Below are 24,388 nucleotides of genomic sequence, written 5' to 3'. Positions count from 1 at the left end.
AAAAGGATAAAGAGAGTCTTGTCCAATGCGTAAGGAAACCAGAATAAAGGAGGATCTCCTGACGAGCATGAATAAGAAATCAGTAAAAGACATTGACGTAAAAGGTAAAGTTGTGTTCTGCCGCGTAGATTTTAACGTTCCAATGAAGGACGGAGAAGTGACGGATGATACTCGTATCCGCGCAGCATTACCAACGATTGAGTATTTAACAGGACAAGGCGCAAAGGTACTGCTAGCTAGTCATTTGGGTCGTCCGAAGGGTCAAGTTACTGAAGAACTGCGTCTGACACCTGTGGCAAAACGTCTGCAAGAGCTTCTTGGAAAAGAAGTGAAAAAAGCAGATGAAGCTTACGGCGACAACGTGAAAAAGCAAATCTCTGACTTAAAAGAAGGAGATGTGCTAGTGCTTGAAAACGTTCGTTTCTATCCTGGTGAAGAAAAGAACGATCCTGAATTATCAAAAGCATTTGCTGATTTAGCCGATGTGTATGTCAATGATGCGTTCGGTGCTGCACACCGTGCACATGCATCGACAGCAGGAATTGCAGCTTATCTTCCGGCTGTTTCAGGCTTCCTCATGCAAAAAGAGCTTGAGGTGTTAGGAAAAGCCATTTCAAATCCTGATCGCCCATTTACAGCGATTATCGGCGGCGCAAAAGTAAAGGATAAAATCGGTGTGATTGAAAGTCTTCTTGATAAAGTAGACAACCTCATCATCGGCGGCGGACTTGCTTACACATTTGTGAAAGCACTTGGCCACGAGGTAGGGAAATCTCTATTAGAAGAAGACAAAGTCGATTTAGCGAAATCCTTTATGGACCGTGCAAAAGAAAAAGGCGTGAACTTCCTGATTCCAACAGATGTTCTGGTAGCCGACGACTTTTCAAATGATGCGAATACAAGCATTGTGCCAATCTCTGAAATTCCAAGTGATCTAGAAGCACTTGATATTGGAACAGAGACAAGAGAAAAGTATGCTGACGTTATTAAAAACAGCAAACTTGTTGTCTGGAACGGGCCAATGGGTGTATTTGAAATCGATGCATTCGCTAAAGGAACAAAAGCAATCGCAGAAGCACTGGCAGAAGCAAAAGATACATATTCTGTCATTGGCGGTGGAGATTCAGCAGCAGCTGTTGAGAAATTTGGTCTTGCCGATCAGATGAGCCATATTTCTACAGGCGGCGGCGCTTCACTTGAATTTATGGAAGGCAAAGAACTTCCTGGTGTTACTGCATTAAACGATAAATAAGACCAAAACTGCTATAAGGAAGTGTCAATCATGAGAAAACCAATTATAGCTGGGAACTGGAAAATGAACAAAACACTTGGCGAAGCAGTCAGCTTCGTTGAAGAAGTTAAGTCATCTATTCCATCTCCTGACAAAGTGGAATCCATTGTCTGTGCGCCAGCTCTTTTCCTTGAAAAGCTAAACAGCCTATCAAACGGAACAGACCTTAAAATTGGTGCACAAAACATGCACTTTGAAGAAAATGGTGCATTCACTGGTGAAATCAGCCCTGCTGCTCTAAAAGATCTAGGCATCGGCTATTCAGTGATTGGGCATTCAGAGCGCCGTGAATTCTTTGCTGAAACAGATGAAACAGTGAACAAAAAAGCACATGCTGCATTCAAGCATGGCATCGTTCCAATTATTTGTGTAGGTGAAACGCTTGAAGAGCGTGAAGCTGGCAAAACAAATGAACTTGTCGCTGATCAAGTGAAGAAAGCACTAGCTGGTTTAACGAAGCAGCAAGTGGCTGAATCTGTGATTGCCTATGAGCCAATCTGGGCTATTGGTACAGGAAAATCTTCTACAGCGAAAGATGCAAACGATGTTTGCGCACACATCCGCCAAACCGTTGCAAGCGAATTTGGTCAAGAAGCGGCAGACAGCCTTCGCATTCAATATGGCGGAAGCGTGAAGCCGGCAAATATTAAAGAATATATGGCAGAATCCGATATTGACGGTGCTTTGGTAGGCGGCGCAAGCTTAGAACCTCAGTCTTTCGTTCAATTATTGGAGGAAGGTCAATATGAGTAAGAAACCAGCAGCATTAATCATCTTAGACGGGTTCGGTTTAAGAGGCGAAACAGTCGGTAACGCTGTCGCACAAGCAAAAAAACCGAACTTTGACCGCTACTGGAACGAATTTCCGCATCAAACCTTAACAGCTTCAGGTGAGGCAGTAGGTCTCCCGGAAGGTCAAATGGGGAACTCTGAAGTGGGACATTTGAACATCGGTGCAGGACGCATTGTGTATCAAAGCTTAACAAGAGTGAATGTTGCCATTCGTGATGGGGAATTTGAGAAAAACGAAACGTTCCTAGATGCAATGACTTATGCAAAAGAGAATGACAAGGCGCTTCATTTATTTGGTCTCTTGTCAGACGGCGGTGTGCACAGTCACATCCAGCATCTTTTTGCCCTGCTGAAGCTGGCGAAAAAAGAAGGCTTAACAAAAGTATACATTCATGGCTTCTTGGACGGACGTGACGTTGGTCAGAAGACAGCCAAAGTGTACTTAAAACAGCTGGAAGAACAAATCAAAGAAATCGGTGTCGGTGAAGTGGCAACACTTTCTGGACGCTATTACTCAATGGACCGTGACAAACGCTGGGATCGTGTGGAGAAAGCGTACCGCGCGATGGCGTATGGTGAAGGCCCAAGTTATCAAAACATCTATGATGTCGTTGATGACTCCTATGAAAATGGAATCTACGATGAATTCGTTATTCCATCTGTCATTACGAGAGAAAATGGTGAGCCGGTTGCCAAAGTAAACGACGGCGACTCTGTGATTTTCTATAACTTCCGTCCAGACCGTGCCATCCAAATCTCGAACACTTTCACAAATGCAGATTTCCGCTCGTTTGACCGCGGAGAAGCTCATCCGAAGAATTTACACTTCGTTTGCTTCACACACTTCAGTGAAACGGTTGACGGCTATGTTGCCTTCAAACCAGTAAATTTGGATAACACAGTAGGAGAAGTGCTTGCTCAAAACGGATTGAAACAGCTGCGGATTGCTGAAACAGAGAAATATCCTCACGTGACGTTCTTTATGAGCGGTGGCCGTGAAGAAGAATTTCCTGGTGAAGACCGCATCTTAATCAATTCACCAGATGTGGCAACCTATGACCTCAAGCCGGAAATGAGCGCTTATGAGGTAAAGGATGCACTTGTTGCAGACATCAATGCTGACAAGCATGATGCGATCATTCTGAACTTTGCTAACCCGGATATGGTTGGTCATTCAGGTATGCTTGAGCCAACAATCAAAGCCATTGAAGCAGTAGATGAGTGCTTAGGAGCTGTAGTCGACGCAATCCTGGCAAAAGGCGGACATGCCATCATCACGGCAGACCACGGTAACGCAGACGTGCTAATTACCGAAGAAGGAAAGCCGCATACTGCACATACAACGAATCCTGTGCCAGTCATCGTGACGAAAAAAGGTGCGACGCTTAGAGAAGGCGGCATTTTAGCCGATCTATCTCCAACGCTTTTAGACTTACTTGGTCTTGAAAAACCAAAAGAGATGACAGGAACATCATTGATTCAAAAATAACAAATTGATTCAAAAGGAGAGAAATTAAAAATGCCATACATTGTTGATGTATATGCACGCGAAGTATTAGACTCTCGCGGTAACCCAACAGTTGAAGTAGAAGTTTACACAGAATCTGGCGGCTTTGGCCGTGCGCTTGTTCCAAGTGGTGCTTCTACTGGTGAATATGAAGCAGTAGAACTACGTGACGGAGACAAAGACCGTTACCTTGGAAAAGGTGTTCTGACAGCTGTAAACAACGTAAACGAAATCATTGCACCAGAGCTTTTAGGCTTTGATGTAACAGAACAAGTAGCGATCGACAAAATGTTAATCGAACTTGACGGAACAGAAAACAAAGGGAAATTAGGCGCAAACGCAATCCTTGGCGTATCTATCGCTGTAGCACGTGCGGCTGCTGATTTCTTACAAATTCCACTTTATCAATACCTTGGTGGATTCAACTCCAAAACGCTTCCAGTACCGATGATGAACATCGTCAACGGTGGAGAGCATGCGGATAACAACGTAGACATTCAAGAATTCATGATTATGCCTGTAGGTGCTCCAAACTTCCGTGAAGCACTTCGCATGGGCGCTCAAATCTTCCATAGCCTGAAATCTGTATTAAGTGCAAAAGGCTTAAACACAGCTGTAGGTGACGAAGGTGGATTCGCTCCAAACCTTGGTTCTAACGAAGAAGCACTTCAAACAATCGTTGAAGCGATCGAAAAAGCTGGCTTCAAACCAGGTGAAGAAGTGAAACTTGCAATGGATGCTGCATCTTCTGAGTTCTACAACAAAGAAGACGGTAAATATCATTTATCAGGCGAAGGTGTTGTGAAAACATCTGCTGAAATGGTTGACTGGTATGAAGATATGGTATCGAAATACCCAATCATCTCTATCGAAGACGGCCTTGATGAAAACGACTGGGAAGGTCACAAACTATTAACTGAGCGCCTTGGCAGCAAGGTTCAGTTAGTAGGAGACGACTTGTTCGTTACAAATACGAAGAAGCTTTCTGAAGGAATCAAAAACGGCGTTGGTAACTCAATCCTGATCAAAGTAAACCAAATCGGTACATTAACTGAAACATTTGATGCAATCGAAATGGCAAAACGCGCAGGATACACAGCTGTTATTTCTCACCGTTCTGGTGAAACTGAAGACAGCACAATTGCAGACATCGCTGTTGCAACAAACGCTGGACAAATCAAAACAGGTGCTCCGTCTCGTACGGACCGTGTGGCGAAATACAACCAATTACTTCGCATCGAAGATCAATTGGCTGAAACAGCACAATATCACGGCATTGCAACATTCTATAACTTGAATAAATAATGTCAGCTATGCGCTGCGTTCCACTCTTTCATGAGAGCGGGACGCAGCGTTTTTTTTGTTGAGCGAAATCCGCTGGCTAATTCATTTGACTTATCCTATTTCTGTAAAACCTCCTCCTTCAGTTAGAGAAGAAGTCAAAACCCCCTCCATTTATAAGCACTAAATCATGAAAATTCGTCTAAAAATATGATCTGAAATGAACTTATGCTTTCTGTAAGGGGGTGGTATCATTTTACATATATTAGGGGGTGATGAGATGCTGAATCCTTTTAGCCTTCGTTTTCCAATAGGTATGTATATGTATATTCTTCACCTATTGGCGGCATATGATGAAAGGAAGCAACGAATTCTAACTTCTAAGAATGTACAGAAAAACGCATTTTGGATTTATGTCCTTGCCGCTATATTGGGCATTATTTCACTTGGAGCATTGATTTGGGCATGCAAGACCTTTGGACGGGGCTCGAAATTTTTAGGAGAGTTCAAATTATTAGGCATGTACGTTAAAATCCAGTGTGGTTATTAACAGGGATGAGAACAGATGCAAGGTCATCTGTTCTATCTGAATCAAACGGAGGGATATGATGCTGACATTACAATTAAAAGAAAAAACATATAGCCGCACCTTCTCTCTCCGCAATATTCAAATAAGTGTCGAGAAAGGGCAGATGCTACTGCTTTTGGGGCATAATGGTGCGGGAAAGACAACGATGATCCAATCCATGTTTGGGCTGACGCCATTTATAGGATGCGTCACTTTACATGGTAAACAGCTGAACCTTCAATCCTCAGAACATATCTCCTTGTTGAAAAAACATGTTTCCTATATTCCTGATGACCATTCGTTGTTCGATTATTTATCGCCGAGGGAATACTTTCAATTACTTCAGCTGCCAAATGAGCAAGATGTCACACGGGAAGAGACGATCATCGATCTGTTTGAGCTGGGGGCGTATATGGATCAGCCTATCGCTCAGCTGTCTCATGGCAATCAAAAGAAAACACAGATCATTTCCCAGCTCCTCAGGCCATGTGATTATTATGTGTTCGATGAGCCAACAAACGGACTTGATCCAGATATGATGATCATCTTAAAAAAGGTGCTCATGAAGCTGAGAGAGCAAGGCGCTGGCATTCTCATTTCAACCCATCATTTGAGTTTTGGTGATACGCTTTATGACCATCTCATGATCTTGAGAAATGGATATGTCAAGCTGGATATGTCCCGCCAAGAAACGAATCAGACATTTCCTCATCAGGCACTTGAAGAGATTTATAAAGAAGTGAATCGAGATTACTATATGCAGGTGGAGAGGTTACTCAATGATCTGGACACGACACGTTCTTCATAAAATAGAATGGGGGATGCTGACAGCGAAAGTCAAGCAGCTCGCAAAAAAGTACCCTATACAGCTTCTCGCAGCCGAGGCTTTTTTCTTGCTCATGTATGCGATATACGTCGTTATCAGCCTGCGCTTTTTCATGCAGGCAGGAGAAAGCGAGCCGGCTGCTCTATACCTCCAATTGATGAAAATGACGCTTTTACTTTTAAGCGTAGGCATTGTGTTATCCCGCAATAAATTAAAGCGCCAGGAATATCAATTCTACTTTTTGAATAGTGCGATACAAAGTGTGCCATTTGTCCTTTGTGTATATTTCTTTCCGATGCTCTTTTGTTTCCTCGTGGTTGGACTGCTTTTTTTACCGATTGTATTAGGCCTTTTGATCAGCGGTGTTACGCCATCTCTGTATTGGATAACGGTTGTGTGCATGACTTGCTGTGTACTGGCGCTGCTTGCGCTTGCTTCTTGGATGTTAATGCGGATTGCTGTGAGCCATTTCATATCAAAAACAAAAGAGCATTTGCTGCTGCAAACGCTTGGCTTTGCGGTGCTGAATCTATTGGTGTTTCTCCTTTTGCAAAAAGCAATGGAGATGATCCGCGTATGGCCACCAGTCTATCTCATATTTCTAATGATCCTTTTAAGCGCAGGCTGGCTATGGCTGAAGGGGTTAGCGGCTTCTTATGTCCATTGGATGTTTTTGCAGCTGAAAACAGAGGTGAAGTCGTTTTCTTATAAGAAAATCAGAACGAAATCTTCCTTTCTGACGCACCTGCGGCAGGAATTGGTCTATTTCAGCCGGTCAGTTGTTTTTAAAGAACAGGGCATTTTGTTTTTATTTCTCGTTTGTTTAACGGCGGGGCTGCCATTTGTTTTTACACCGGTAGAAACCGGCTGGCTGTATGCCTTTATTGTGCAGTATGCGTTAAAGGAAATATTGATCATGCTTCCGCTGATGATTGGCAGAGAATATCATATGAATCAAAGGGCCATCTTTATGTTAAATACATCAAAGGGCGCTTATTTATTGTCGAGAATTTTATTTTATTACGCTATTAATTTGTTTATATATTTTGTGTTTATTGGGTTTGCATCTATAGTGATAGGCATTGAAAGTGAAGGCCATGTCCTTGCAAGTTTGTCCATTTTGTTGATCACTGTCATGGCGGCCTGTACCGGATTTATCGTGAAGATCAGTGAGTTTAATAAACTGTTTGTCATCGTAATGATGATTGCTGTATTCAGCTTCATCGATATGCTTTTATTGAAGTGGCTTTCAACAGATGTGTATCTTCTCGCCACCGCCTATCTGCTAGGTTCACTTGCATTTTTTAGCTGTATATATGCGGTCATGTTAAAGAGGCCTGTCTTGCGATGATAGAGTTTGTGTGTAGTTTCCTAGCAGTTGTGCTGATACATGAACTTGGTCATATGCTGATGGTGATGGTGTGTAACAAAATTGAAAAAAGGCCTCTCTTTGATTTTGTGATAACGATTGATTGGAAGCATGTGGCGGTCGTCCATGAGAAATTTGTCCGGCCGAGCTTCAATATGATGGTGGCACTTGCAGGCCCGCTCTTTCCGGTGCTTTGTTCGATTGTGCTTTTTATGATATGGAAGCATCCGGTAAGTCATCAACTGCTGTTTTTTTCTTTACTAAATACGGTGATGCTGCATCCAGCTTGCCCAGACGGGAAAAATATCACAGCCAGTTTAAAAGAGATGAAGGAGAGAAAGAGATGATTAAAGTATTTCATTCGTTTTCCAGCGGTTTAACACTTGCGATGCTGTATGTATTTGCTGTGTTTATGACCCCTGTTTTTTTATTGCTGCTAGAGGTCAATCATGTTGAATCAAGTCCATCAATGTTTGGCATGCCATTTTATATCATGAAAATTGAAGAGTATCAATTCAGTTCAGAGGCAACGCTCTTTGGATGTGTGGTCTGCTTTTTAGCTGGCGCCGTGCTCTATTTTTTCATTCAATATGTGAAGCATGTGGTGAAAAAGCGCAGAACATAAAAAAAGCAGACGGAACAAAACATCAGTCTGCTTGCAAAGTGAGTGAGAGCCGTACCATATCCATACACTGAATGCCATTTTCAAAAATCGGTTCATCATAATGTTTAAGAAAGAAATCGTGGTCAATAGATGTCATGCGGAAGCCGCATTTCTGATAAAGTGCGAGCTGCTGGATACTCGAGTTACCTGTGCCGATTTCAATCGTGTGAAAGCCGGAGGCTTTCGCTTCAGAAATGGCATGGCGGATCAGCTGCTTTCCAATTCCTTTTCCTTGCCATGATTCCTTCACGGCGACGTTGATAATTTCGACTGTCTGCTGAGACAGAGATAAAAGCACATAGATACCAATCACGTCCTGTTCATGATAAGCGGCATAACAAGAACCGGATTGCATATATTCAAGTACCTTTTCCTTTGAAGGATCAGCTAAGAGTAAAAGATCCATAGGGGCAGATTGATCACCTGACAATGGCCGAATGTGTATCATGTTTTTCATCCTTTCTATTCTTTAATATATCCTTGTTTCACACCCCAATCATATTGATCCTGTACCCATTGTGAAGGCGGATTGTGGGTGACATTTGGGTCTTTTTTGACAGTTGTTTTCCTTGGAGTCTGTGAAGTCTGCTTATTCGCTTGAGCAGTGGCTTTCGCTGCTGTCAGCTCTTTTTGAAGCTGGTCGATTTTTGCCTCAAGCGCTTTACGCTGTTGGACTTCTTTTTGATAGGCTTTCTTTTCTTTTTTGAGCTTTTTCGTGATGGTAGACAGTTTCTTTTTTTGATCTTCGTTTTTATGCTTCAAATCTGCTTGATTTGATTTTAACTTCGAAAGCTGCTCAGTGTTCGTTTTGCTTTCTTGCTGATGTTTTTCCTCTGCTGCTTGGATGGACTGCTGCTGCCAAACAATCCAGCCGGCTGCTCCTAAAACCACAGCGCATAGAAGGATGATGGTGATCGTTTTCTTCATGTGTCATTCCCCTTTCTTTAAACCTTTATTATCATCGGTTAAATATATACAGGTTTTAACATCACAAGGGAATATTCACATCAGATTGGCAGACACTATGAAAAAAGGAGGGTGTCTGTTGATTTCCTTTATGATTCATGTCGTGGTCTCATTATTTGCTGTATCAAACCCTATTGGAAACGTGCCTCTTTTTATTACCTTAACAGAGGGATATACAGAGAAAGAACGCTCCCAAACAGCCAAAAAAGCCATTGTGGTCTCTTTCATTATTTTGGTTGCCTTTTTATTGGCAGGGAGGCTCATTTTCAAATTGTTTGGGATCGATATTCATGCACTCCGCATCGCCGGAGGTATTTTCATTTTTGGTATCGCTTACAATTTACTGAATGCAAAGGAGTCACATGTCCAAAACCCTCATTCTGAGGAAAAGGCAGAAAGCAAAGAAAAGGCTGATGTCTCCGTTACGCCGCTGGCGATTCCGATCATCGCTGGTCCCGGTACAATCGCTACAGTGATGAGCTTAACCCCGGGAAGTCAAGTGATGCTTCACATGTTTGCGATTTTAATCGGCATTGTCATCGTACTGGCGATGACCTTTTATGCCTTTCATTATTCAAGTTTCATTATGCGAAAAATGGGGAAAACAGAGATGAATGTCGTGACGCGCTTAATGGGATTAATTCTTGCTGTAGTGGCAGTTGAAATGATTGGTGCGGGCTTAAAAGGGATGTTTCCGATGTTTATGTCATAAGTGTATATAAAAAAGCTGTTTTTTTCTACAATGATGTAAAATAAAACAGCTTTTTTTAAGGTTTCGGCACATGCTTAAATACTTCTTCACTCTCAAAGAATTCAATTAAGCGGCTAATCCAATCATAGTAATCAAGACTTTCCTTGATTTCTGAAAGAAGCAGATTGATTTTATCCTCTGTCTCTTCTGGCAGGTCGTCCTGTTCAAGCAATTCCAGCAATTCCTTGCACGTTTTCTTATGTGCTTTGCGGTTTTTGCTGACAACTCGGGACCAATTGGCTGCAAACAAGGAAATAAACGTTTGGTATTGATCTTGCTCAACGTCATAAAGATCTTTACGTATTCCTTTTTCATAAACCTTTTCCGCAATATTCAAATCGAGCATTTCTCGAACGACTTGACTCATTCTCGTTTTGCTCATGCCTGTCGCCTCTGATAGCTCTCCAAGCGTCATTGGTTTACGGTTCATGTGAATGATACCAAGCACTCTACCTACTGTAGAAGAAAGACCAAAGGCATTCATGTTCTCGGCAGCTTTTTCAATATAATGATCCTGTGCTTTTTGAATGGCGCCTAACGCTTGCTTGTCCACTCCCCGATTCATCCCTTCACGACTGACAATTTGTAACACAATATATCATATACCTGTTTGTTGATGAAAACAATAAATATTGAGTATTTGCTCGTAATTTGGAGGAAAAAGGAGAGATCTCTATCTAGCAGGACATTAACTGAAAATTTTAAATAAATGTTATGCAATACAAACACATCATAAACTTTTTATTTTATAAAGTTTGCACTATAATAAATAAGGTGTAAATTTTCTGAAAATATTGATCCGACTAATTGGAGGTGTCTCATTTGCTGAAACTAGAGAATGTATCTAAGACGTATAAAGGCGGAAAAAAAGCTGTCAAAAATATTGATTTAGAAATAGCAAAAGGAGAATTTATTTGTTTTATTGGACCGAGTGGCTGTGGTAAGACAACAACCATGAAGATGATCAACCGACTCATCGAACCTTCCTCAGGAAACATCTTCATCGAGGGAGAAAATATTATGAAAAAAGATCCAGTTCAATTAAGAAGAGAAATTGGCTATGTAATTCAGCAAATTGGACTGTTCCCCCATATGACCATCGCACAAAACATTTCACTTGTTCCAAAGCTGTTAAAATGGCCGGAAGAAAAACGAAAAGAACGAGCACGTGAACTGCTGAAGCTTGTCGACATGGGACCAGAATATTTAGAACGCTACCCTCATGAACTCAGCGGAGGACAGCAGCAGCGCATCGGTGTTCTTCGCGCACTAGCAGCGGAACCCCCTCTGATCCTCATGGATGAACCATTCGGAGCACTTGATCCAATCACACGAGATTCATTGCAGGAAGAATTTAAGAAACTGCAAAAAACGTTAAATAAAACCATCGTATTCGTCACACATGACATGGACGAAGCCATTAAACTAGCTGATCGAATTGTGATTTTAAAAGATGGAGAGATTGTCCAAGTAGGTACGCCTGACGATATTCTGCGGAACCCTGCCAATGAATTCGTAGAAGAATTCATCGGAAAAGAACGTCTGCTTCAATCAAATCCGAATATGGAACGTGTAGAACAAATGATGAACACGTCACCAGTCACCATTACAGTTGAAAAAACATTAACAGATGCCATCTACATCATGAGAGAAAAGCGGGTCGATTCCTTGCTTGTAGTAGATGAACATCATGTGCTAAAAGGCTATATCGACATTGAAACAATCGATGCGAACCGCAGAAAAGCAGCTTTCGTTGGTGATATTTTAAATACAGAGTTCTATACCGTACAAGAAGGCGCACTTCTAAGAGACACTGTCCGGAAAATCTTAATACGCGGCATTAAATATGTACCGGTTGTGGATGCAGAAGGGCACTTAAAAGGCATTGTGACACGTGCAAGTCTTGTAGATGTTGTGTACGACTCCATTTGGGGAGACGATACGCCGGCGGCTGTCACTGAAATGAATTAAGGGAGGTGTACACATGGATCAAATCATCGACTTTCTAGAGAAAAATGGTGGGGAACTCCTCACAAAAATGTGGGAGCATTTATATATTTCCTTAATTGCTGTTGTGCTTGGTATTCTTGTTGCCGTTCCTTTAGGTGTGGTTCTCACACGAATGAAACGAGGCGCAGGCTTTATCATCGGTATCGTGAATATCTTTCAAACACTCCCTAGTTTAGCGATTCTTGCCTTTTTTATTCCTATTTTGGGGGTTGGGAAAATACCTGCAATCGTTGCTCTCTTTTTCTATTCGGTTTTACCTATTTTAAGAAATACGTATGCCGGGGTCCAAGGTGTGAACAAAAACTTGCTTGAATCCGGTAAAGGAATCGGGATGACAACATGGGAACAAATTCGTCTTGTTGAACTCCCGCTTGCTGTACCGGTCATTATGGCAGGTGTCAGAACGTCAACGATTTATTTGATTGGCTGGACAACACTTGCAGCCTTTATCGGTGGAGGCGGTCTAGGTGACTACATTTTGATTGGACTTCAGCTGTATCAGCCTGAATTTATTATTGCGGGTGCGATCCCAGTCACGATTTTAGCAGTCATCATCGACCTATCATTAATGAAGCTGGAGAAAAAAGTAACACCAGAAGGCTTAAAAGGATTGAAGGAAGTTTCATAAGGAGTTGGCTTATGTGAAGAATCGAAAAACAAAATGGATCAGTGCACTGCTTGCCGGATGCTTGCTATTGATAAGCGGCTGTTCACTTCCTGGACTAGCCGGCTCCTCAGGGGGCACGCTGCGAATCGGAGCACAAAACTTTACCGAATCAGAAATTATGGCCTATATGGTTGGCGATATGATCGAACATTACACAGATAAAAAGACAACCATTGTGAAAAACCTAGGCTCCAACACTGTGCAGCAGAAAGCAATGGAAAACGGAGACGTTGACATCTCTGCCACAAGATATTCAGGCACGGATTTAACAAGTACGCTTGGAATGGATGCAGAAAAAGACCCGGAGCGTGCGATGGAGATTGTCCAAAAAGAATTTAAGAAACGATATGATTACAAATGGTTTGATTCTTATGGGTTTGATAATACGTATGCCTTTGCCGTGACGCAGAAGATGGCGAAGGAAAACAAGTTAGAAACGGTTTCTGATTTGAAAAAGAATGCGAACAATTACCGTTTTGGTGTCGATAACGTATGGCTCAAAAAGAAAGGCGACGGCTATGAAGGGTTTGTGAAAACATACGGAATTAAATTTGGCAGCACATATCCGATGCAAATTGGTTTAGTCTATGATGCATTAAAAAATGAAAAAATGGATATTGTGCTTGCCTATTCTACAGATGGACGAATCAAGGCCTATAACCTTAAAATTTTAAAAGATGATAAACGTTTCTTCCCGCCATATGATGCATCGCCAGTAGTCCCGGAGAAAGTCTTAAAAGAAAATCCAGGGCTTAATAAGGTGATCAACAGGCTGATCGGAAAAATCGATACAGAACAAATGCAAGAGTTGAACTATCAAGTCGACGGCGAGCTTCAAGAACCAGCAACCGTTGCGAAGAATTTCCTGAAAAAACACAATTACTTTGAGTAAGATGGGGAGGTGTCACGGCTGATGGACACACTGCAGCAATTATGGACGTATTATCAGCAGAACGGTTCATATGTGTTAGAAGAATTTTATCGGCATTTTCTCATGTCGGCGTATGGGGTGTTGTTTGCGGCGATTGTCGGGATTCCAGTAGGCATCTTTGTGGCGCATTACCGCAAGCTGAGCAATTGGGTCTTCGCCATTACCAACGTCATTCAAACGATACCGGCATTAGCGATGCTTTCCGTGTTGATGCTTGTATTAGGACTTGGCGCAAATACAGTCATCCTATCACTCTTTTTGTATTCGCTTCTGCCGATCATCCGAAACACGTATACAGGCATTGTCAGCATTGAACATGCCTATTTAGAATCAGGTAAAGCGATGGGCATGACGAAATGGCAAGTGCTGAGAATGGTTGAATTACCGCTTGCTTTATCAGTCATTATGGCAGGTTTAAGAACCGCACTGGTCATTGCCATCGGTATTACAGCGATTGGAACATTTGTGGGCGCGGGAGGTCTTGGTGATATCATCATCAGAGGATCAAACGCCACAAACGGAACAGCCATCATTTTAGCAGGTGCGATTCCAACTGCACTCATGGCTATCGTTGCTGACCTTGTCATGGGCTGGCTCGAACGTTATTTAAGCCCGACAAACAAGAAAAAAGAAAGAAAAGCGTTAGCTGAAAAAAACATCACATCTGCTTAAGCGGTTGAAAAGACAAAACCTCCCTTACATCTGTAAGGGAGGTTGTTTTATGATGATCAGGCAGTTCACATGCATGTATTTTATGATTCAAGCGTGATCCATTCAGAGGACCACTTCGCAATTTCTTCAAAAACGGGTGCAAGTGAACGCCCCATATCTGTTAAAGAATACTCTATGCGCACGGGTGTTTCAGCAAAAACCTCCCGTTTTACAATACCTGCTGCCTCCAGCTCTTTTAATCTCTCAGATAATACTCTACCGCTTAAATTTGTCAGGGCTGCCTCAATTTCACTAAAGCGCTGCTGACCTGAGAGAAGCTGAAAAACAATCAGTGCCACCCAGCGTTTGCTCAATAACTCAACTGCTTTTTCAAACCGCGGGCACATGTCAGATTGATTCATCTTCCTTCACTCCAATCTGAACCCATTATACCGTAAATCTGTCATAAATCGGCGTAAAAAGCTTGTTAATAATGAAAACATTTATGAGGATGATCGGCTGTTTAACATAAATAACAAATAGCGGTTGAGGTCCTCTATTTCTTTTTTCGAAAGGGTCGACCATATGTCACCATCAAATATTTCGAGATCATCAAGTTCATATTTCGCTGAGGCTTCCTTTATTTTGGATAAAGCCAGATCCTCTTCCTTGATCTGATGGACAGGAGAGACTTCCTCAATATAGCCCGCAGCCTGCATCATGTCTTCATAAGGTACCTTTAACGCACCAGCTAGCTTTTTAATCGTAGGAGGTTTCGGAATGCCGCGTTTCCCGTTTTCAATACGAGAAATACCGGCAGCGCTGACCTCAGAATACATCGCTAATTGGTTCACTGACAGCTTCTTTTCTTCACGTAATGCTCTTAAATATGCACCAAAGTTCATCAACGCAAAACCTCACATGGTTATAGATTCGATATGTCTATTTTACTTGATATGTTGACTATTGGCAATAAGTATACCATGAAAATATTGACATTAGTTAATGGTGGATGTACATTAGGTTTATGCCCCGCTATTTGTTCGCCTTTTTTTGGTTGATGAGCGTGAGAAAGTATTCATTCAGCTGGCTGATGTCTTGTGCGGAGAGCCTTTCCCATTTGTCCCCGTCAAAAATGGGAAGATGTTCTACATCCTTTTGAAGCGCCGTTTGATAGATTTTTAACATGGACTCATATTTCGGTTTCATTTCATGAACTTGTTCCTGTTCAATATGACCGGCAAGCAGCATTAAATCCTCATAAGGCACCTTCAAGGCGTGTGCTAATTTTTTTATGGTTAAAGGCTTTGGCACACCGCGCTTTCCATTTTCAATACGAGAAATACCAGCAGCGCTTACACCTGAATACATGGCAAGTTGATTGACCGACATTTTTCTATTTTCTCTTAAAATGCGTAATTGTTCACCAAAGTGATTCATGACATCGAACCTCACATTTCAGTATATGACTTATTTTAGTATGATCATTGACCAAAGGAAATAGCAGAGGGGCAAAAGTGTTGACATAAGTTAATGAATCTGCTTGATGTGAGAGCCTTACATGTTGTACATATTGATTCCATAGGAGGTTGTAATGATGGTCGAAAAGATTCAGATCAGGCGGGCTTTTGTCATGCAGTATATGATCGAGAACGATATGTCTTTAAATCAGCTCGCTGATGAAATTGGCATCTCTCCTGCCACTCTTAGCAGGGTATTAAATGGTCACCGAAAACCAGGACAGCTTGTCATTGGCAAAATGATTCATTACTTTGATAAAAAATTTGAAGATCTATTTTACTATGAAAATGTTGACAAAAGTCAATAATTCATATCATCACCAAGGAGGAAATGTCATTGAAAAGGACTGGGATGGTCAGACAAATTGATTCTCTCGGCAGAATTGTTCTGCCCTCAGAAATGCGCAAGGTACTCAATATTAAAGAAGAGCAGCTGTTAGAAATTTTCATTGAAGATCAAACCATTATGCTGAAAAAATATGATGCAGATAAGAGCTGCCTGCTAACGGGACAAGTGACGAAGTACAACAAAAGCTATGGAAATGGAAGCGTGATGCTGAGTCCTGAAGGAGCTGAACGTTTGTTAGAAGAATTAAAACAGCTATTGAAGGAAGAAGCAACTCATTAAAAATGAGTTTTTAACCGGAAAATTGCATATAAAAATGCTGCAGCCAGCACTTTGGAACGAAATTGTATCAAAATAACGAATCAAGTCGACAATATATAGGAAATCTTTATTTTGATGTTTCGTGACATGCACCTTGTTTTCATGTAAAATAAAGTTATGTGTACCAGTTTGTCTGGAGGTGTTTTCATGCACGCATTTGTTATCACATTACTCGTAATTGTCAGTATCGCACTTATCATCGTTGTATTACTACAATCAAGTAAAAGTGCTGGACTGTCAGGCGCTATTTCAGGTGGAGCCGAGCAGCTTTTCGGTAAACAAAAAGCGAGAGGCCTTGACTTGATTCTTCACCGATTAACGGTTATTTTGTCAGTGCTTTTCTTCATCTTAACACTTGCATTGGCATATTTAGGCGTGTAAAGCGCGAGTAACAGAAGGTCTGATCTTTTTTCAGACCTTTTTTTATTATCAGCACTCTTTTGTGTTTGTTTCATACATACAAGTGGAAAATATAAACCATATCAGAAGGAAAGGAAGTCACATCATCATGAAAGTTGTTACACCAAAACCATTTACGTTTAAAGGTGGAGAAAAGGCGGTGCTTCTTCTTCACGGTTTTACTGGGAATACAGCCGATGTTCGAATGCTTGGCCGTTATTTGAACGAAAGAGGATATACATGTCATGCACCTCAATATAAAGGTCACGGTGTGCCGCCAGAAGAGCTTGTCCATACAGGCCCGGCTGACTGGTGGAAAGATGTAGAAGAAGGCTATCAATTCTTAAAAGATGAGGGCTATGAAGAGATTGCGGTTTGCGGACTATCCCTCGGAGGAGTTTTTTCATTGAAATTAGGTTACACTGTACCTGTAAAGGGAATTGTACCTATGTGTGCACCTATGTACATAAAAAGTGAAGAAGTCATGTACCAGGGTGTACTAGATTATGCCCGTAACTATAAGAAATTTGAGGGTAAGTCAGAGGACCAAATTGAACAAGAAATGGAAGCGTTCAAGAAAACACCAATGGATACTCTCAAGAGTTTGCAAGAACTGATTGCAGATGTCAGAAACAATGTCGACATGATCTATTCACCTACTTTTGTTGTGCAGGCACGTCACGATCATATGATTAATACAGACAGTGCGAATATCATTTATAACGAAGTAGAGACAGATGATAAGCATCTGAAATGGTATGAAGAATCAGGCCATGTCATCACGCTTGATAAAGAGCGGGAGAAGGTTCATCAGGATGTCTATGCATTCTTAGAATCACTTGATTGGTCAATTTAAATATATAGGGGGTTAGAGTGTGCAAAAAGAAGAATTTATGGATGAATTACTCGCTTTTATGAAAGAAGAAGCGTATAAACCGTTAACAGTTCAAGAGCTGGAAGTCATGATGGAGATTACCAATCCTGATGATTATAAAGAGCTCGTCAAAGCACTTGTGACGCTGGAAGATCAAGGACTCATCGTTCGCACGCGCAGCGACCGTTACGGTGTACCAGAAAAAATGAATTTAGTAAAAGGAAAGCTGTCTGCTCATGCAAAAGGATTTGCATTTGTAACGCCAGAAGAGTTTGGACAGGATGATATTTTCATTCCCCCAAATGAGTTAGGCACAGCGATGAATGGCGATACCGTCATGGTTCGTGTCAGCCACAAATCAAACGGCACGAAAAAAGAAGGAACTGTCATCCGCATTCTGGAGCGCAATACTCAGACGGTTGTCGGTACCTATACTGAAACGAAAAGCTTTGGCTTTGTTATTCCTGATGATAAAAAAATCACAAACGATATCTTCATTCCGAAATCCGCTAAAAACGGAGCGGTCGAAGGTCATAAAGTCGTTGTGACGCTGACAAGCTACCCTGAAGGAAGAATGAGTGCAGAGGGTGAAGTGACTGAAATTCTTGGTCATAAAAATGACCCTGGCATTGATATTTTGTCGATCATTCATAAACACGGTCTGCCAGGTGAGTTCCCAGAAGAAGCACTTCAGCAGGCAGCGGACACACCGGAAACGATTGATGAAAAGGACCTTGAAGGCAGACGTGATCTGCGCAATGAAACGATCGTGACAATTGACGGTGCAGATGCGAAGGACTTAGATGATGCCGTAACCGTGCAAAAGCTGGATGATGGCAAATATAAGCTCGGCGTGCACATTGCAGACGTTTCTCATTATGTCACAGAGAATTCGCCGATTGATCAGGAAGCTTATGAACGTGGAACGAGTGTGTATCTCGTCGATCGCGTCATTCCGATGATTCCGCATCGTTTGTCAAACGGTATTTGTTCATTAAATCCAAAGGTCGATCGTCTCACCCTGTCTTGTGAAATGGTCATTGATCGTAACGGGAAAGTCGTCAAACACGAGATTTTCCAAAGTGTGATCAAAACGACAGAGAGAATGACCTATTCCGATGTAAATAAGATATTAGTCGACCAAGACGAAGAGCTTCTAAACAAATATGAGCCGCTTGTTCCGATGTTCCAAGAGATGGAGAAGCTTGCAGAGATTCTACGTGACAAACGAATGGAGCGCGGAGCTGTAGACTTTGATTTCAAGGAAGCAAAAGTACTTGTAGATGATGAAGGCGCAGCGAAAGATGTTGTCATTCGTGAGCGTTCCGTTGCAGAGAAATTAATTGAAGAATTCATGCTTGTTGCAAACGAAACAGTTGCAGAGCATTTCCACTGGATGAATGTTCCGTTCATTTACCGAATTCACGAAGAACCAAATCCTGAGAAACTTCAGCGCTTTTTAGAGTTCGTGACGACGTTTGGTTACATTGTAAAAGGAACGTCAACGAATATTCACCCGCGCGCACTTCAAAGTGTCCTCGATGCTGTCAGGGATCAACCAGAAGAAGTCGTCATTCAAACTGTGATGCTTCGCTCTATGAAACAGGCGAAGTATGATCCAGAAAGCATTGGCCATTTTGGATTATCAACGGAATTCTATACACATTTCACATCACCGATCCGACGTTACCCGGATTTAATCGTGCATAGACTGATTAGAACCTATTTGATTCAGAAAAAGACAGATGAAGCGACCTTAGAAAAGTGGGGCCAGCTGCTGCCTGAAATCGCAGATCATGCATCTACGATGGAGCGCCGCTCAGTCGATGCAGAGCGTGAAACAGATGATCTGAAGAAGGCAGAGTTTATGCTAGATAAAATCGGTGAAGAGTTTGATGGCATGATTAGTTCCGTGACGAACTTCGGACTATTCGTTGAACTGCCAAATACGATAGAAGGTCTTGTCCATGTCAGCTACATGACTGACGACTATTATCGCTTTGATGAGCAGCACTTTGCCATGATCGGTGAACGTACAGGAAATGTCTACCGTATCGGTGATGAAATCACTGTCAAAGTCGTGAATGTCAATAAAGATGAGCACTCGATTGATTTTGAAATCGTCGGTATGAAGGGCACTCGCCGTAAATCACCAAAAGATTTCAAGTTCAAAAAACGGACAGATCCACCAGCGAAAAAAGGGCGTGGAGGTCAAAAAGCCTCTGGGGAAAAAGGCAAAGAGGATAAAAGCGGAAGTGACTGGTTCACAAGCCGTAAGAAGAAGAAAAAGAAAAAACGTGTATTTGAAAACGCACCGAAACAAAAACGCAAAAAGAAAAAGTAACGTGCCAAAAAGCAAATAGGGCATCACGCTCTATTTGCTTTTTGACCACATGGCGTCAGCATTGTAGAAAGGTGGATTGTTTGATAAAATAATCCGTACGATTTGGACCGTGTCTGTGTCAAAAGGAGGGTGTACGCCAATGCCAAAGGGAGAGGGAAAGGTTGTTTCCCAAAACAAAAAAGCAAATCATGATTACTTTATAGAAGAAACTTACGAAGCCGGCCTTGTATTACAAGGAACTGAAATCAAATCGATTCGTGCTGGAAAAGTGAATTTAAAAGATTCCTTTGCCAAAATCGAGCGAGGAGAAGTGTTTCTTCACAACATGCACGTGAGCCCATACGAACAGGGGAACCGTTATAACCATGATCCGCTGAGAACGAGAAAGCTGCTACTTCATCGCAAGCAAATCAGCAAATTGATTGGTGCGACAAAGGAAGAAGGCTACTCACTTGTGCCTCTGAAACTATATTTGAAAAATGGCTTTGCAAAAGTGCTGATTGGAATTGGGAAAGGGAAGAAGAAATACGATAAACGTGAAGATCTGAAGAAAAAAGATGCAAAACGTGAAATCGAACGTGCCTTCCGCGATCGTCAAAAGCAATTCTAGCCTGATGCAGATGGCTTGCTGAGAGCGGAAGCATTATGCTACAATATGTTATGCAGAAAACAATCATCGCTTTTTTACAGAAACCACCAGTTGTTTCGAGCGATGAGATTGTTATAATAGTTATATACGGAAGCAGTGAAGCTGAACTTCCATCCCGTATATCCCTTTTTACAAGGGGACGTTACGGATTCGACAGGGATGGTTCGAGCTTAGGCTGCGAGCCGAGAGGCGATCTCGTTAACACGCACTTAAATGTAACTGGCAAAACTAAAAGTTTTAACCAAAACTTAGCACTAGCTGCCTAATAAGCGCAGCGAGCTCTTCCTGACATCGCCTATGTGTCTGTGAGGAGCCCAATGAAGTAGGCTACGCTTACGTTTCCGTCTGAGGACGTAAGAAGAGATCCATCAGACTAGCTCTCCAAGCGCCCGTCAGCAGGCATGAGGATGAGTGAACACAAAATATGTTGACTACGCTCGTAGACGCTTAAGTAATCGATGTCTCTGGACGTGGGTTCGACTCCCACCGTCTCCATCAAAACTTTTAGAATGCAGTCGTATCAAGGGTTTGAAAACCCTTGATGTGAGGCTGGCATCATTCTGGCAACATTAGAAAACTTCTTCTTTCATAAAAGCTACAACTTCCTTTTGTTTGGAAGGGTATATGTGGCTATAATTTCTGAGTGCCATAAAACGACTGGTTAGCACAAAAGGATTGCAATTTTTATTTATTAAATATTAGGCATGTTTTATGATAAGCCCAATTGGTCAGCGAAACACAAAGAAATAAAGCTTGGTGAAGCATTTACGCTTGATTAGGTGACCGTTAACGGATCGAAAATGTTTAAAATTAGATCAGGATTATACATCACTGCTTCATTAAAATATGTTAAGGTAAAACATAAGTAAATTGAGAACTCTTCCATTTTTTTGGAGGGGCTTTTTTGTGTTAATTCTTTACTTCAAGTCCACCTATTTATCATTCGTATTTTTGGAATATCAAAAAAACATTTAAAGAAAGGAGGGATTCATCTATCTTGTCTAATGCTTCTTATTACTTATTTTTACATAAATGTTGGAAGGTGAAAGGAAATTTGAGATAATGAATTGAAATTACCTTGGATATACATGAAAAATAGATGTGTAGAATGTTTGATTTTTCTGTGATTTGGGAGGTGAACTATAATGAATGGAATAGATATATTAGAGAACGCTTCAAGACTTGGTCAATTAATTCTTTTCTTCTCTGGATACGCTCTTTATTGGAAACTAATCAAAACAAAAAAAGAGCGACCTCTCACAAAGTACGAAAATTTCCTTAAATTTTTTGTAATGTTAGGCATGGTAATTTATTTTCTCTCGTTTTTATCTTTAAACTTGTGGGCGTAAAATGTCGATGTATGTCTGATTATGACTAATGGGTTTAACTCTCTCTTAAAACCCTTTATTTTACATAAATGTATGATAAGGTAATTTTGAGTTGAAAAAAGGGGGAGTTAATATGAAAAGATTGGTTTTTTTAATGTTAGCATTAGTTCTGGCTGTGACTGCCTTTGCTCCAGCTGCTGCTGCAAAGACACAAAGCACAAAGGGATTAGAAGGTTTGACAGAAGAGCAAATTGAGAAGTCTTTAAAAGAAATTGAATACATTTTCACAAAGATTATCATTTCTGATAAAGAAAAAGGCTACACCATTAATAAAGAAGAGCTTGAAAAATCACCTTATACAGATGCAGAAAAAAATGGAATGATCGCTTTCGCAAAATTAATGAATCAAGAAGCGACCACGAAAAGTAACACGGTAACTCGCTGTGTCGAGGATGCAGTTGGCATCGCTAAAGGTACTTTAAAGCATCTGCAAAAAGCAATAGATAAGGGAGATTGGATGACAGTGGCAGTATACTTAGGCGGTATAGGCCTTGCAATTAAGCCGAGCGTGTTATTTGTATTCATGCTGTTTTGTGGTGCGCCAGTAGCCAAAATTGCTCCTGCTCAATATGAATAAGATTAATATGTAAAATTGGCCGTCCACCTGGGCGGCTTTTTTACATTACTGAACTTCCACTCATGCTTCTCTTTATCAAGATCCGTCACGTCGTACCCTTCTACAAAAAGATAATAAAAACCCTTCAACTTGAAGGGTCATATTAAAGAAGATACTTTATCGGTAATTTTCATTTGTTCCCCCCGAATGTTCGTTCAAGAATTTGGCCACTGTTTCTTCTTCATCTATATAAGGAACTTTCCAAAATACAGCTATCTGATTGACTGTATCATCATCCTTTGCAGCATGCAGTCGTATAAAGGGTTTGAAAGCCCTTGATGCGAGACTGGCAACATGAAAATTGAGATTAAATACAAGAAGACGCTATTGATAGCGTCTTTTTTTTATGCTTTTTATAATTTTTTAACAGAAAAGCCAAATGAGGATCTATTTACTAATAAATTGAATGAATAGCTAAATATAACTACTATTTAACCGATGAAATGTAGGAATGTTACACCATATACAAGTGGCAATTTCATTAAATTTAAAGCTTGAAAATAACAGCAGGAATGCAGAAGGAGTTTATCTTAGTGAACAAAGTAGAGACTAAATCACTAGTCGCAACGATGATCATGCTTGCTGTGCTGATGGTATTCGGTACAGCGTGCAGCAACCAAAAAGCAGAAAAAGAATATGCCGAGTGGTATGAGAACTACAGAGGTGATATCGAAGACACAATGCTCGTGTTTGCTAAAAAGATGGTGGCCATTGATGCAGGTAATAATGAATGGCTTGGATCTGTCGAGAAGTCACTTTTTGATGTACAAAAAGTCATTGATGAGGGTAATGAAAAGAAAAACGTTCCTGGTGCTTATAAAAAAGCACATGAGTATTTGCTAAAAGCAAACAAAGGATATCAATATGCCGTAGAAGAAACACCGAAAGCACTTGAAAATCTTGATCTTGAATCATTGGATAACATTTCGAAAAGTCTCGACAAAGCATACGATCAAACAGCCAAAGCCGATGACGAAGTAGAAAAAGTCTCAAAGGATAAGGAGTAATTCACACATGAAGACAAATAAAAGGACAATGATTTCAGTATTTCTTCTAGTATTTACATTGATGATGAGCACAGCATGCGGTAAAAATGAAGCAGCAAACGGTTCATCGTCAAATAAAACGCCGGCAAAACAAGAAAAAATTGAAAAGATGACCGATAAAGAATATGCTGCATGGTATAAGGGGTATTTAAAACGTTTTGAAGATAGAATTATGCCTTTCTTTTTTTCATTAGTTCCAATGGATAATGTTTATGATAAAGAATGGGCTAGTGAACTTGAGAAGAAAATTGATAGCCTGCGAGAATTACTTAGCGAAGCCAAAGAAAACGAAAACAAAGTTCCTGATACGTATAAAAAAGTAAATAGTTACTTAGTAAAAACAGATGACAAATTAGAACCGGTCTTCAAAGATATCATAAAGGTTACAAAGCAAGATAAGGTCGTTGATGATGATTTGAATTTCATAGATTCTAGAATGAAGAAAGCATTAGAAGAGATGGTTCTTGCAAAAACAGAAGTTAGTAAAATTGAAGATGAGAAAGCTAAAGATACACCAAAGGACAAATCAAAATCTTGATTTTAAAAAATGATGCTGGAACTTTTTAAGGGAGATACACCGAACTTGGATCACAACAGAAAAAGAGATGCCA

General features: G+C 41.0%; 30 protein-coding genes and 1 other RNA gene. 25 read left to right on the top strand and 6 right to left on the bottom strand.

Annotation, left to right across the window (positions count from 1 at the left end; genetic code table 11):
- Window positions 1-67 precede the first annotated feature (67 nt).
- The 9 genes from MHI46_RS16125 (at window position 68) to MHI46_RS16085 (ending at window position 8,259) form a co-directional block, all read left to right on the top strand.
- A complete protein-coding gene (locus MHI46_RS16125) occupies window positions 68-1,252 on the top strand; it encodes a phosphoglycerate kinase (RefSeq protein WP_024426073.1) in 1,185 nt (394 codons plus the stop codon).
- A 30-nt stretch (window positions 1,253-1,282) separates the two neighbouring features.
- Window positions 1,283-2,044 carry a triose-phosphate isomerase gene (gene tpiA / locus MHI46_RS16120; RefSeq protein WP_017359213.1) on the top strand — a complete coding sequence of 254 codons (762 nt, stop codon included), beginning with the start codon at window positions 1,283-1,285 and terminating at the stop codon, window positions 2,042-2,044.
- Entirely contained in the window at window positions 2,037-3,572 is a 1,536-nt protein-coding gene (gpmI, locus tag MHI46_RS16115; protein ID WP_039181511.1) for a 2,3-bisphosphoglycerate-independent phosphoglycerate mutase, read from the top strand. Before tpiA ends, gpmI begins: the two co-directional genes overlap by 8 nt.
- Window positions 3,573-3,602: 30 nt before the next feature.
- On the top strand, window positions 3,603-4,895 hold the full coding sequence (gene eno, locus MHI46_RS16110; protein WP_003212752.1) for a phosphopyruvate hydratase: 1,293 nt from the start codon (window positions 3,603-3,605) through the stop codon (window positions 4,893-4,895).
- Window positions 4,896-5,151: 256 nt separating this feature from the next.
- Complete coding sequence (locus MHI46_RS16105; protein ID WP_144490063.1) at window positions 5,152-5,421, top strand: hypothetical protein; 270 nt, start codon at window positions 5,152-5,154, stop codon at window positions 5,419-5,421.
- 58 nt (window positions 5,422-5,479) lie between these two features.
- Window positions 5,480-6,247 carry an ABC transporter ATP-binding protein gene (locus MHI46_RS16100; RefSeq protein ID WP_342502943.1) on the top strand — a complete coding sequence of 256 codons (768 nt, stop codon included), beginning with the start codon at window positions 5,480-5,482 and terminating at the stop codon, window positions 6,245-6,247.
- A complete protein-coding gene (locus MHI46_RS16095; protein ID WP_342502942.1) occupies window positions 6,219-7,616 on the top strand; it encodes a hypothetical protein in 1,398 nt (465 codons plus the stop codon). Before MHI46_RS16100 ends, MHI46_RS16095 begins: the two co-directional genes overlap by 29 nt.
- On the top strand, window positions 7,613-7,981 hold the full coding sequence (locus MHI46_RS16090; RefSeq protein ID WP_099663684.1) for a hypothetical protein: 369 nt from the start codon (window positions 7,613-7,615) through the stop codon (window positions 7,979-7,981). The genes MHI46_RS16095 and MHI46_RS16090 overlap by 4 nt, the downstream gene beginning before the upstream one ends.
- The gene (locus tag MHI46_RS16085; RefSeq protein WP_039181498.1) at window positions 7,978-8,259 is read left to right on the top strand and encodes a hypothetical protein; all 282 of its coding nucleotides are present in this window, start codon (window positions 7,978-7,980) and stop codon (window positions 8,257-8,259) included. The genes MHI46_RS16090 and MHI46_RS16085 overlap by 4 nt, the downstream gene beginning before the upstream one ends.
- 22 nt (window positions 8,260-8,281) lie before the next feature.
- On the opposite strand, the gene MHI46_RS16080 is transcribed toward MHI46_RS16085, so the two are convergent.
- On the bottom strand, window positions 8,282-8,746 hold the full coding sequence (locus tag MHI46_RS16080; RefSeq protein ID WP_342502941.1) for a GNAT family N-acetyltransferase: 465 nt from the start codon (window positions 8,744-8,746) through the stop codon (window positions 8,282-8,284).
- Window positions 8,747-8,760: 14 nt separating this feature from the next.
- Complete coding sequence (locus MHI46_RS16075) at window positions 8,761-9,225, bottom strand: hypothetical protein (protein ID WP_059377588.1); 465 nt, start codon at window positions 9,223-9,225, stop codon at window positions 8,761-8,763.
- A gap of 118 nt (window positions 9,226-9,343) precedes the next feature.
- On the opposite strand from MHI46_RS16075, the gene MHI46_RS16070 reads away from it, so the two are divergent.
- Window positions 9,344-9,976 (top strand): NAAT family transporter, encoded by a 633-nt coding sequence (locus MHI46_RS16070; protein ID WP_058837609.1) that lies wholly within the window; start codon window positions 9,344-9,346, stop codon window positions 9,974-9,976.
- Between the two features lie 55 nt (window positions 9,977-10,031).
- Here the strand turns inward: MHI46_RS16070 and MHI46_RS16065 are convergent, their stop codons facing one another.
- Entirely contained in the window at window positions 10,032-10,568 is a 537-nt protein-coding gene (locus MHI46_RS16065; protein WP_024426065.1) for a GbsR/MarR family transcriptional regulator, read from the bottom strand.
- 269 nt (window positions 10,569-10,837) lie between these two features.
- Here MHI46_RS16065 and MHI46_RS16060 point away from each other — a divergent pair, with 269 nt between their 5' ends.
- From MHI46_RS16060 to MHI46_RS16045, 4 genes are read left to right on the top strand one after another with little or no spacing between them, the layout of a single operon-like run.
- Window positions 10,838-11,986, top strand: a complete 1,149-nt coding sequence (locus MHI46_RS16060) for a betaine/proline/choline family ABC transporter ATP-binding protein (RefSeq protein WP_039181485.1) — start codon at window positions 10,838-10,840, stop codon at window positions 11,984-11,986.
- A 13-nt stretch (window positions 11,987-11,999) separates the two neighbouring features.
- A complete protein-coding gene (locus MHI46_RS16055) occupies window positions 12,000-12,653 on the top strand; it encodes an ABC transporter permease (protein WP_034280933.1) in 654 nt (217 codons plus the stop codon).
- Between the two features lie 13 nt (window positions 12,654-12,666).
- Complete coding sequence (locus tag MHI46_RS16050) at window positions 12,667-13,584, top strand: osmoprotectant ABC transporter substrate-binding protein (RefSeq protein WP_039181479.1); 918 nt, start codon at window positions 12,667-12,669, stop codon at window positions 13,582-13,584.
- Between the two features lie 21 nt (window positions 13,585-13,605).
- Window positions 13,606-14,295 carry an ABC transporter permease gene (locus tag MHI46_RS16045; protein WP_099663687.1) on the top strand — a complete coding sequence of 230 codons (690 nt, stop codon included), beginning with the start codon at window positions 13,606-13,608 and terminating at the stop codon, window positions 14,293-14,295.
- A gap of 80 nt (window positions 14,296-14,375) precedes the next feature.
- Here MHI46_RS16045 and MHI46_RS16040 read toward each other — a convergent pair whose 3' ends face one another.
- The 3 genes from MHI46_RS16040 to MHI46_RS16030 form a co-directional block, all read right to left on the bottom strand.
- Window positions 14,376-14,696, bottom strand: a complete 321-nt coding sequence (locus MHI46_RS16040) for a helix-turn-helix domain-containing protein (RefSeq protein ID WP_024423485.1) — start codon at window positions 14,694-14,696, stop codon at window positions 14,376-14,378.
- Between the two features lie 81 nt (window positions 14,697-14,777).
- Window positions 14,778-15,179, bottom strand: a complete 402-nt coding sequence (locus MHI46_RS16035) for a transcriptional regulator (RefSeq protein WP_126682592.1) — start codon at window positions 15,177-15,179, stop codon at window positions 14,778-14,780.
- A 130-nt stretch (window positions 15,180-15,309) separates the two neighbouring features.
- Window positions 15,310-15,714 carry a helix-turn-helix transcriptional regulator gene (locus tag MHI46_RS16030; protein ID WP_034660010.1) on the bottom strand — a complete coding sequence of 135 codons (405 nt, stop codon included), beginning with the start codon at window positions 15,712-15,714 and terminating at the stop codon, window positions 15,310-15,312.
- Window positions 15,715-15,868: 154 nt separating this feature from the next.
- Here MHI46_RS16030 and MHI46_RS16025 point away from each other — a divergent pair, with 154 nt between their 5' ends.
- The 11 genes from MHI46_RS16025 to MHI46_RS15975 all read left to right on the top strand — a co-directional run bounded on the left by MHI46_RS16025 (window position 15,869) and on the right by MHI46_RS15975 (window position 24,315).
- The gene (locus tag MHI46_RS16025) at window positions 15,869-16,102 is read left to right on the top strand and encodes a helix-turn-helix transcriptional regulator (RefSeq protein WP_024719830.1); all 234 of its coding nucleotides are present in this window, start codon (window positions 15,869-15,871) and stop codon (window positions 16,100-16,102) included.
- 29 nt (window positions 16,103-16,131) lie between these two features.
- Window positions 16,132-16,422 (top strand): AbrB/MazE/SpoVT family DNA-binding domain-containing protein, encoded by a 291-nt coding sequence (locus MHI46_RS16020; protein ID WP_047202977.1) that lies wholly within the window; start codon window positions 16,132-16,134, stop codon window positions 16,420-16,422.
- Between the two features lie 186 nt (window positions 16,423-16,608).
- On the top strand, window positions 16,609-16,842 hold the full coding sequence (gene secG, locus MHI46_RS16015) for a preprotein translocase subunit SecG (protein WP_003212746.1): 234 nt from the start codon (window positions 16,609-16,611) through the stop codon (window positions 16,840-16,842).
- 127 nt (window positions 16,843-16,969) lie between these two features.
- Complete coding sequence (locus tag MHI46_RS16010; protein WP_039181462.1) at window positions 16,970-17,716, top strand: carboxylesterase; 747 nt, start codon at window positions 16,970-16,972, stop codon at window positions 17,714-17,716.
- Between the two features lie 19 nt (window positions 17,717-17,735).
- Window positions 17,736-20,078, top strand: coding sequence for a ribonuclease R (gene rnr, locus MHI46_RS16005; RefSeq protein ID WP_025094047.1), 2,343 nt, complete (start codon window positions 17,736-17,738; stop codon window positions 20,076-20,078).
- A gap of 139 nt (window positions 20,079-20,217) precedes the next feature.
- Window positions 20,218-20,688: an SsrA-binding protein SmpB gene (smpB, locus tag MHI46_RS16000; protein ID WP_012011279.1), complete on the top strand. Its 471-nt coding sequence runs from the start codon at window positions 20,218-20,220 to the stop codon at window positions 20,686-20,688.
- Between the two features lie 174 nt (window positions 20,689-20,862).
- Window positions 20,863-21,225: a transfer-messenger RNA gene (gene ssrA / locus MHI46_RS15995) on the top strand.
- A gap of 647 nt (window positions 21,226-21,872) precedes the next feature.
- Window positions 21,873-22,076: a hypothetical protein gene (locus MHI46_RS15990; protein WP_240193784.1), complete on the top strand. Its 204-nt coding sequence runs from the start codon at window positions 21,873-21,875 to the stop codon at window positions 22,074-22,076.
- A 112-nt stretch (window positions 22,077-22,188) separates the two neighbouring features.
- Window positions 22,189-22,692, top strand: a complete 504-nt coding sequence (locus tag MHI46_RS15985) for a hypothetical protein (protein WP_338592763.1) — start codon at window positions 22,189-22,191, stop codon at window positions 22,690-22,692.
- Window positions 22,693-23,264: 572 nt separating this feature from the next.
- The gene (locus MHI46_RS15980) at window positions 23,265-23,738 is read left to right on the top strand and encodes a hypothetical protein (RefSeq protein WP_342502940.1); all 474 of its coding nucleotides are present in this window, start codon (window positions 23,265-23,267) and stop codon (window positions 23,736-23,738) included.
- Window positions 23,739-23,745: 7 nt separating this feature from the next.
- Window positions 23,746-24,315 carry a hypothetical protein gene (locus MHI46_RS15975; RefSeq protein WP_039181445.1) on the top strand — a complete coding sequence of 190 codons (570 nt, stop codon included), beginning with the start codon at window positions 23,746-23,748 and terminating at the stop codon, window positions 24,313-24,315.
- The last annotated feature ends 73 nt before the right edge of the window (window positions 24,316-24,388 follow it).

The sequence above is a fragment of the Bacillus sp. FSL K6-1000 genome (genome assembly GCF_038630785.1).
Lineage (GTDB): Bacteria > Bacillota > Bacilli > Bacillales > Bacillaceae > Bacillus > Bacillus safensis.
The sequence above is the reverse complement of the archived record's forward strand: the minus strand, read 5'-3'. Positions and strand labels throughout refer to the sequence as shown.

Bases quoted from the DNA above. Each gene is read 5' to 3' on its own strand.
- MHI46_RS16125 (WP_024426073.1), top strand. From the start codon at position 68: ATGAATAAGAAATCAGTAAAAGACATTGACGTAAAAGGTAAAGTTGTG.
- tpiA (WP_017359213.1), top strand. From the start codon at position 1,283: ATGAGAAAACCAATTATAGCTGGGAACTGGAAAATGAACAAAACACTT.
- gpmI (WP_039181511.1), top strand. From the start codon at position 2,037: ATGAGTAAGAAACCAGCAGCATTAATCATCTTAGACGGGTTCGGTTTA.
- eno (WP_003212752.1), top strand. From the start codon at position 3,603: ATGCCATACATTGTTGATGTATATGCACGCGAAGTATTAGACTCTCGC.
- MHI46_RS16105 (WP_144490063.1), top strand. From the start codon at position 5,152: ATGCTGAATCCTTTTAGCCTTCGTTTTCCAATAGGTATGTATATGTAT.
- MHI46_RS16100 (WP_342502943.1), top strand. From the start codon at position 5,480: ATGCTGACATTACAATTAAAAGAAAAAACATATAGCCGCACCTTCTCT.
- MHI46_RS16095 (WP_342502942.1), top strand. From the start codon at position 6,219: ATGATCTGGACACGACACGTTCTTCATAAAATAGAATGGGGGATGCTG.
- MHI46_RS16090 (WP_099663684.1), top strand. From the start codon at position 7,613: ATGATAGAGTTTGTGTGTAGTTTCCTAGCAGTTGTGCTGATACATGAA.
- MHI46_RS16085 (WP_039181498.1), top strand. From the start codon at position 7,978: ATGATTAAAGTATTTCATTCGTTTTCCAGCGGTTTAACACTTGCGATG.
- MHI46_RS16080 (WP_342502941.1), bottom strand. From the start codon at position 8,746: ATGATACACATTCGGCCATTGTCAGGTGATCAATCTGCCCCTATGGAT.
- MHI46_RS16075 (WP_059377588.1), bottom strand. From the start codon at position 9,225: ATGAAGAAAACGATCACCATCATCCTTCTATGCGCTGTGGTTTTAGGA.
- MHI46_RS16055 (WP_034280933.1), top strand. From the start codon at position 12,000: ATGGATCAAATCATCGACTTTCTAGAGAAAAATGGTGGGGAACTCCTC.
- MHI46_RS16045 (WP_099663687.1), top strand. From the start codon at position 13,606: ATGGACACACTGCAGCAATTATGGACGTATTATCAGCAGAACGGTTCA.
- MHI46_RS16040 (WP_024423485.1), bottom strand. From the start codon at position 14,696: ATGAATCAATCTGACATGTGCCCGCGGTTTGAAAAAGCAGTTGAGTTA.
- MHI46_RS16035 (WP_126682592.1), bottom strand. From the start codon at position 15,179: ATGAACTTTGGTGCATATTTAAGAGCATTACGTGAAGAAAAGAAGCTG.
- MHI46_RS16030 (WP_034660010.1), bottom strand. From the start codon at position 15,714: ATGAATCACTTTGGTGAACAATTACGCATTTTAAGAGAAAATAGAAAA.
- MHI46_RS16025 (WP_024719830.1), top strand. From the start codon at position 15,869: ATGATGGTCGAAAAGATTCAGATCAGGCGGGCTTTTGTCATGCAGTAT.
- secG (WP_003212746.1), top strand. From the start codon at position 16,609: ATGCACGCATTTGTTATCACATTACTCGTAATTGTCAGTATCGCACTT.
- MHI46_RS16010 (WP_039181462.1), top strand. From the start codon at position 16,970: ATGAAAGTTGTTACACCAAAACCATTTACGTTTAAAGGTGGAGAAAAG.
- smpB (WP_012011279.1), top strand. From the start codon at position 20,218: ATGCCAAAGGGAGAGGGAAAGGTTGTTTCCCAAAACAAAAAAGCAAAT.
- MHI46_RS15990 (WP_240193784.1), top strand. From the start codon at position 21,873: ATGAATGGAATAGATATATTAGAGAACGCTTCAAGACTTGGTCAATTA.
- MHI46_RS15985 (WP_338592763.1), top strand. From the start codon at position 22,189: ATGAAAAGATTGGTTTTTTTAATGTTAGCATTAGTTCTGGCTGTGACT.
- MHI46_RS15975 (WP_039181445.1), top strand. From the start codon at position 23,746: ATGAAGACAAATAAAAGGACAATGATTTCAGTATTTCTTCTAGTATTT.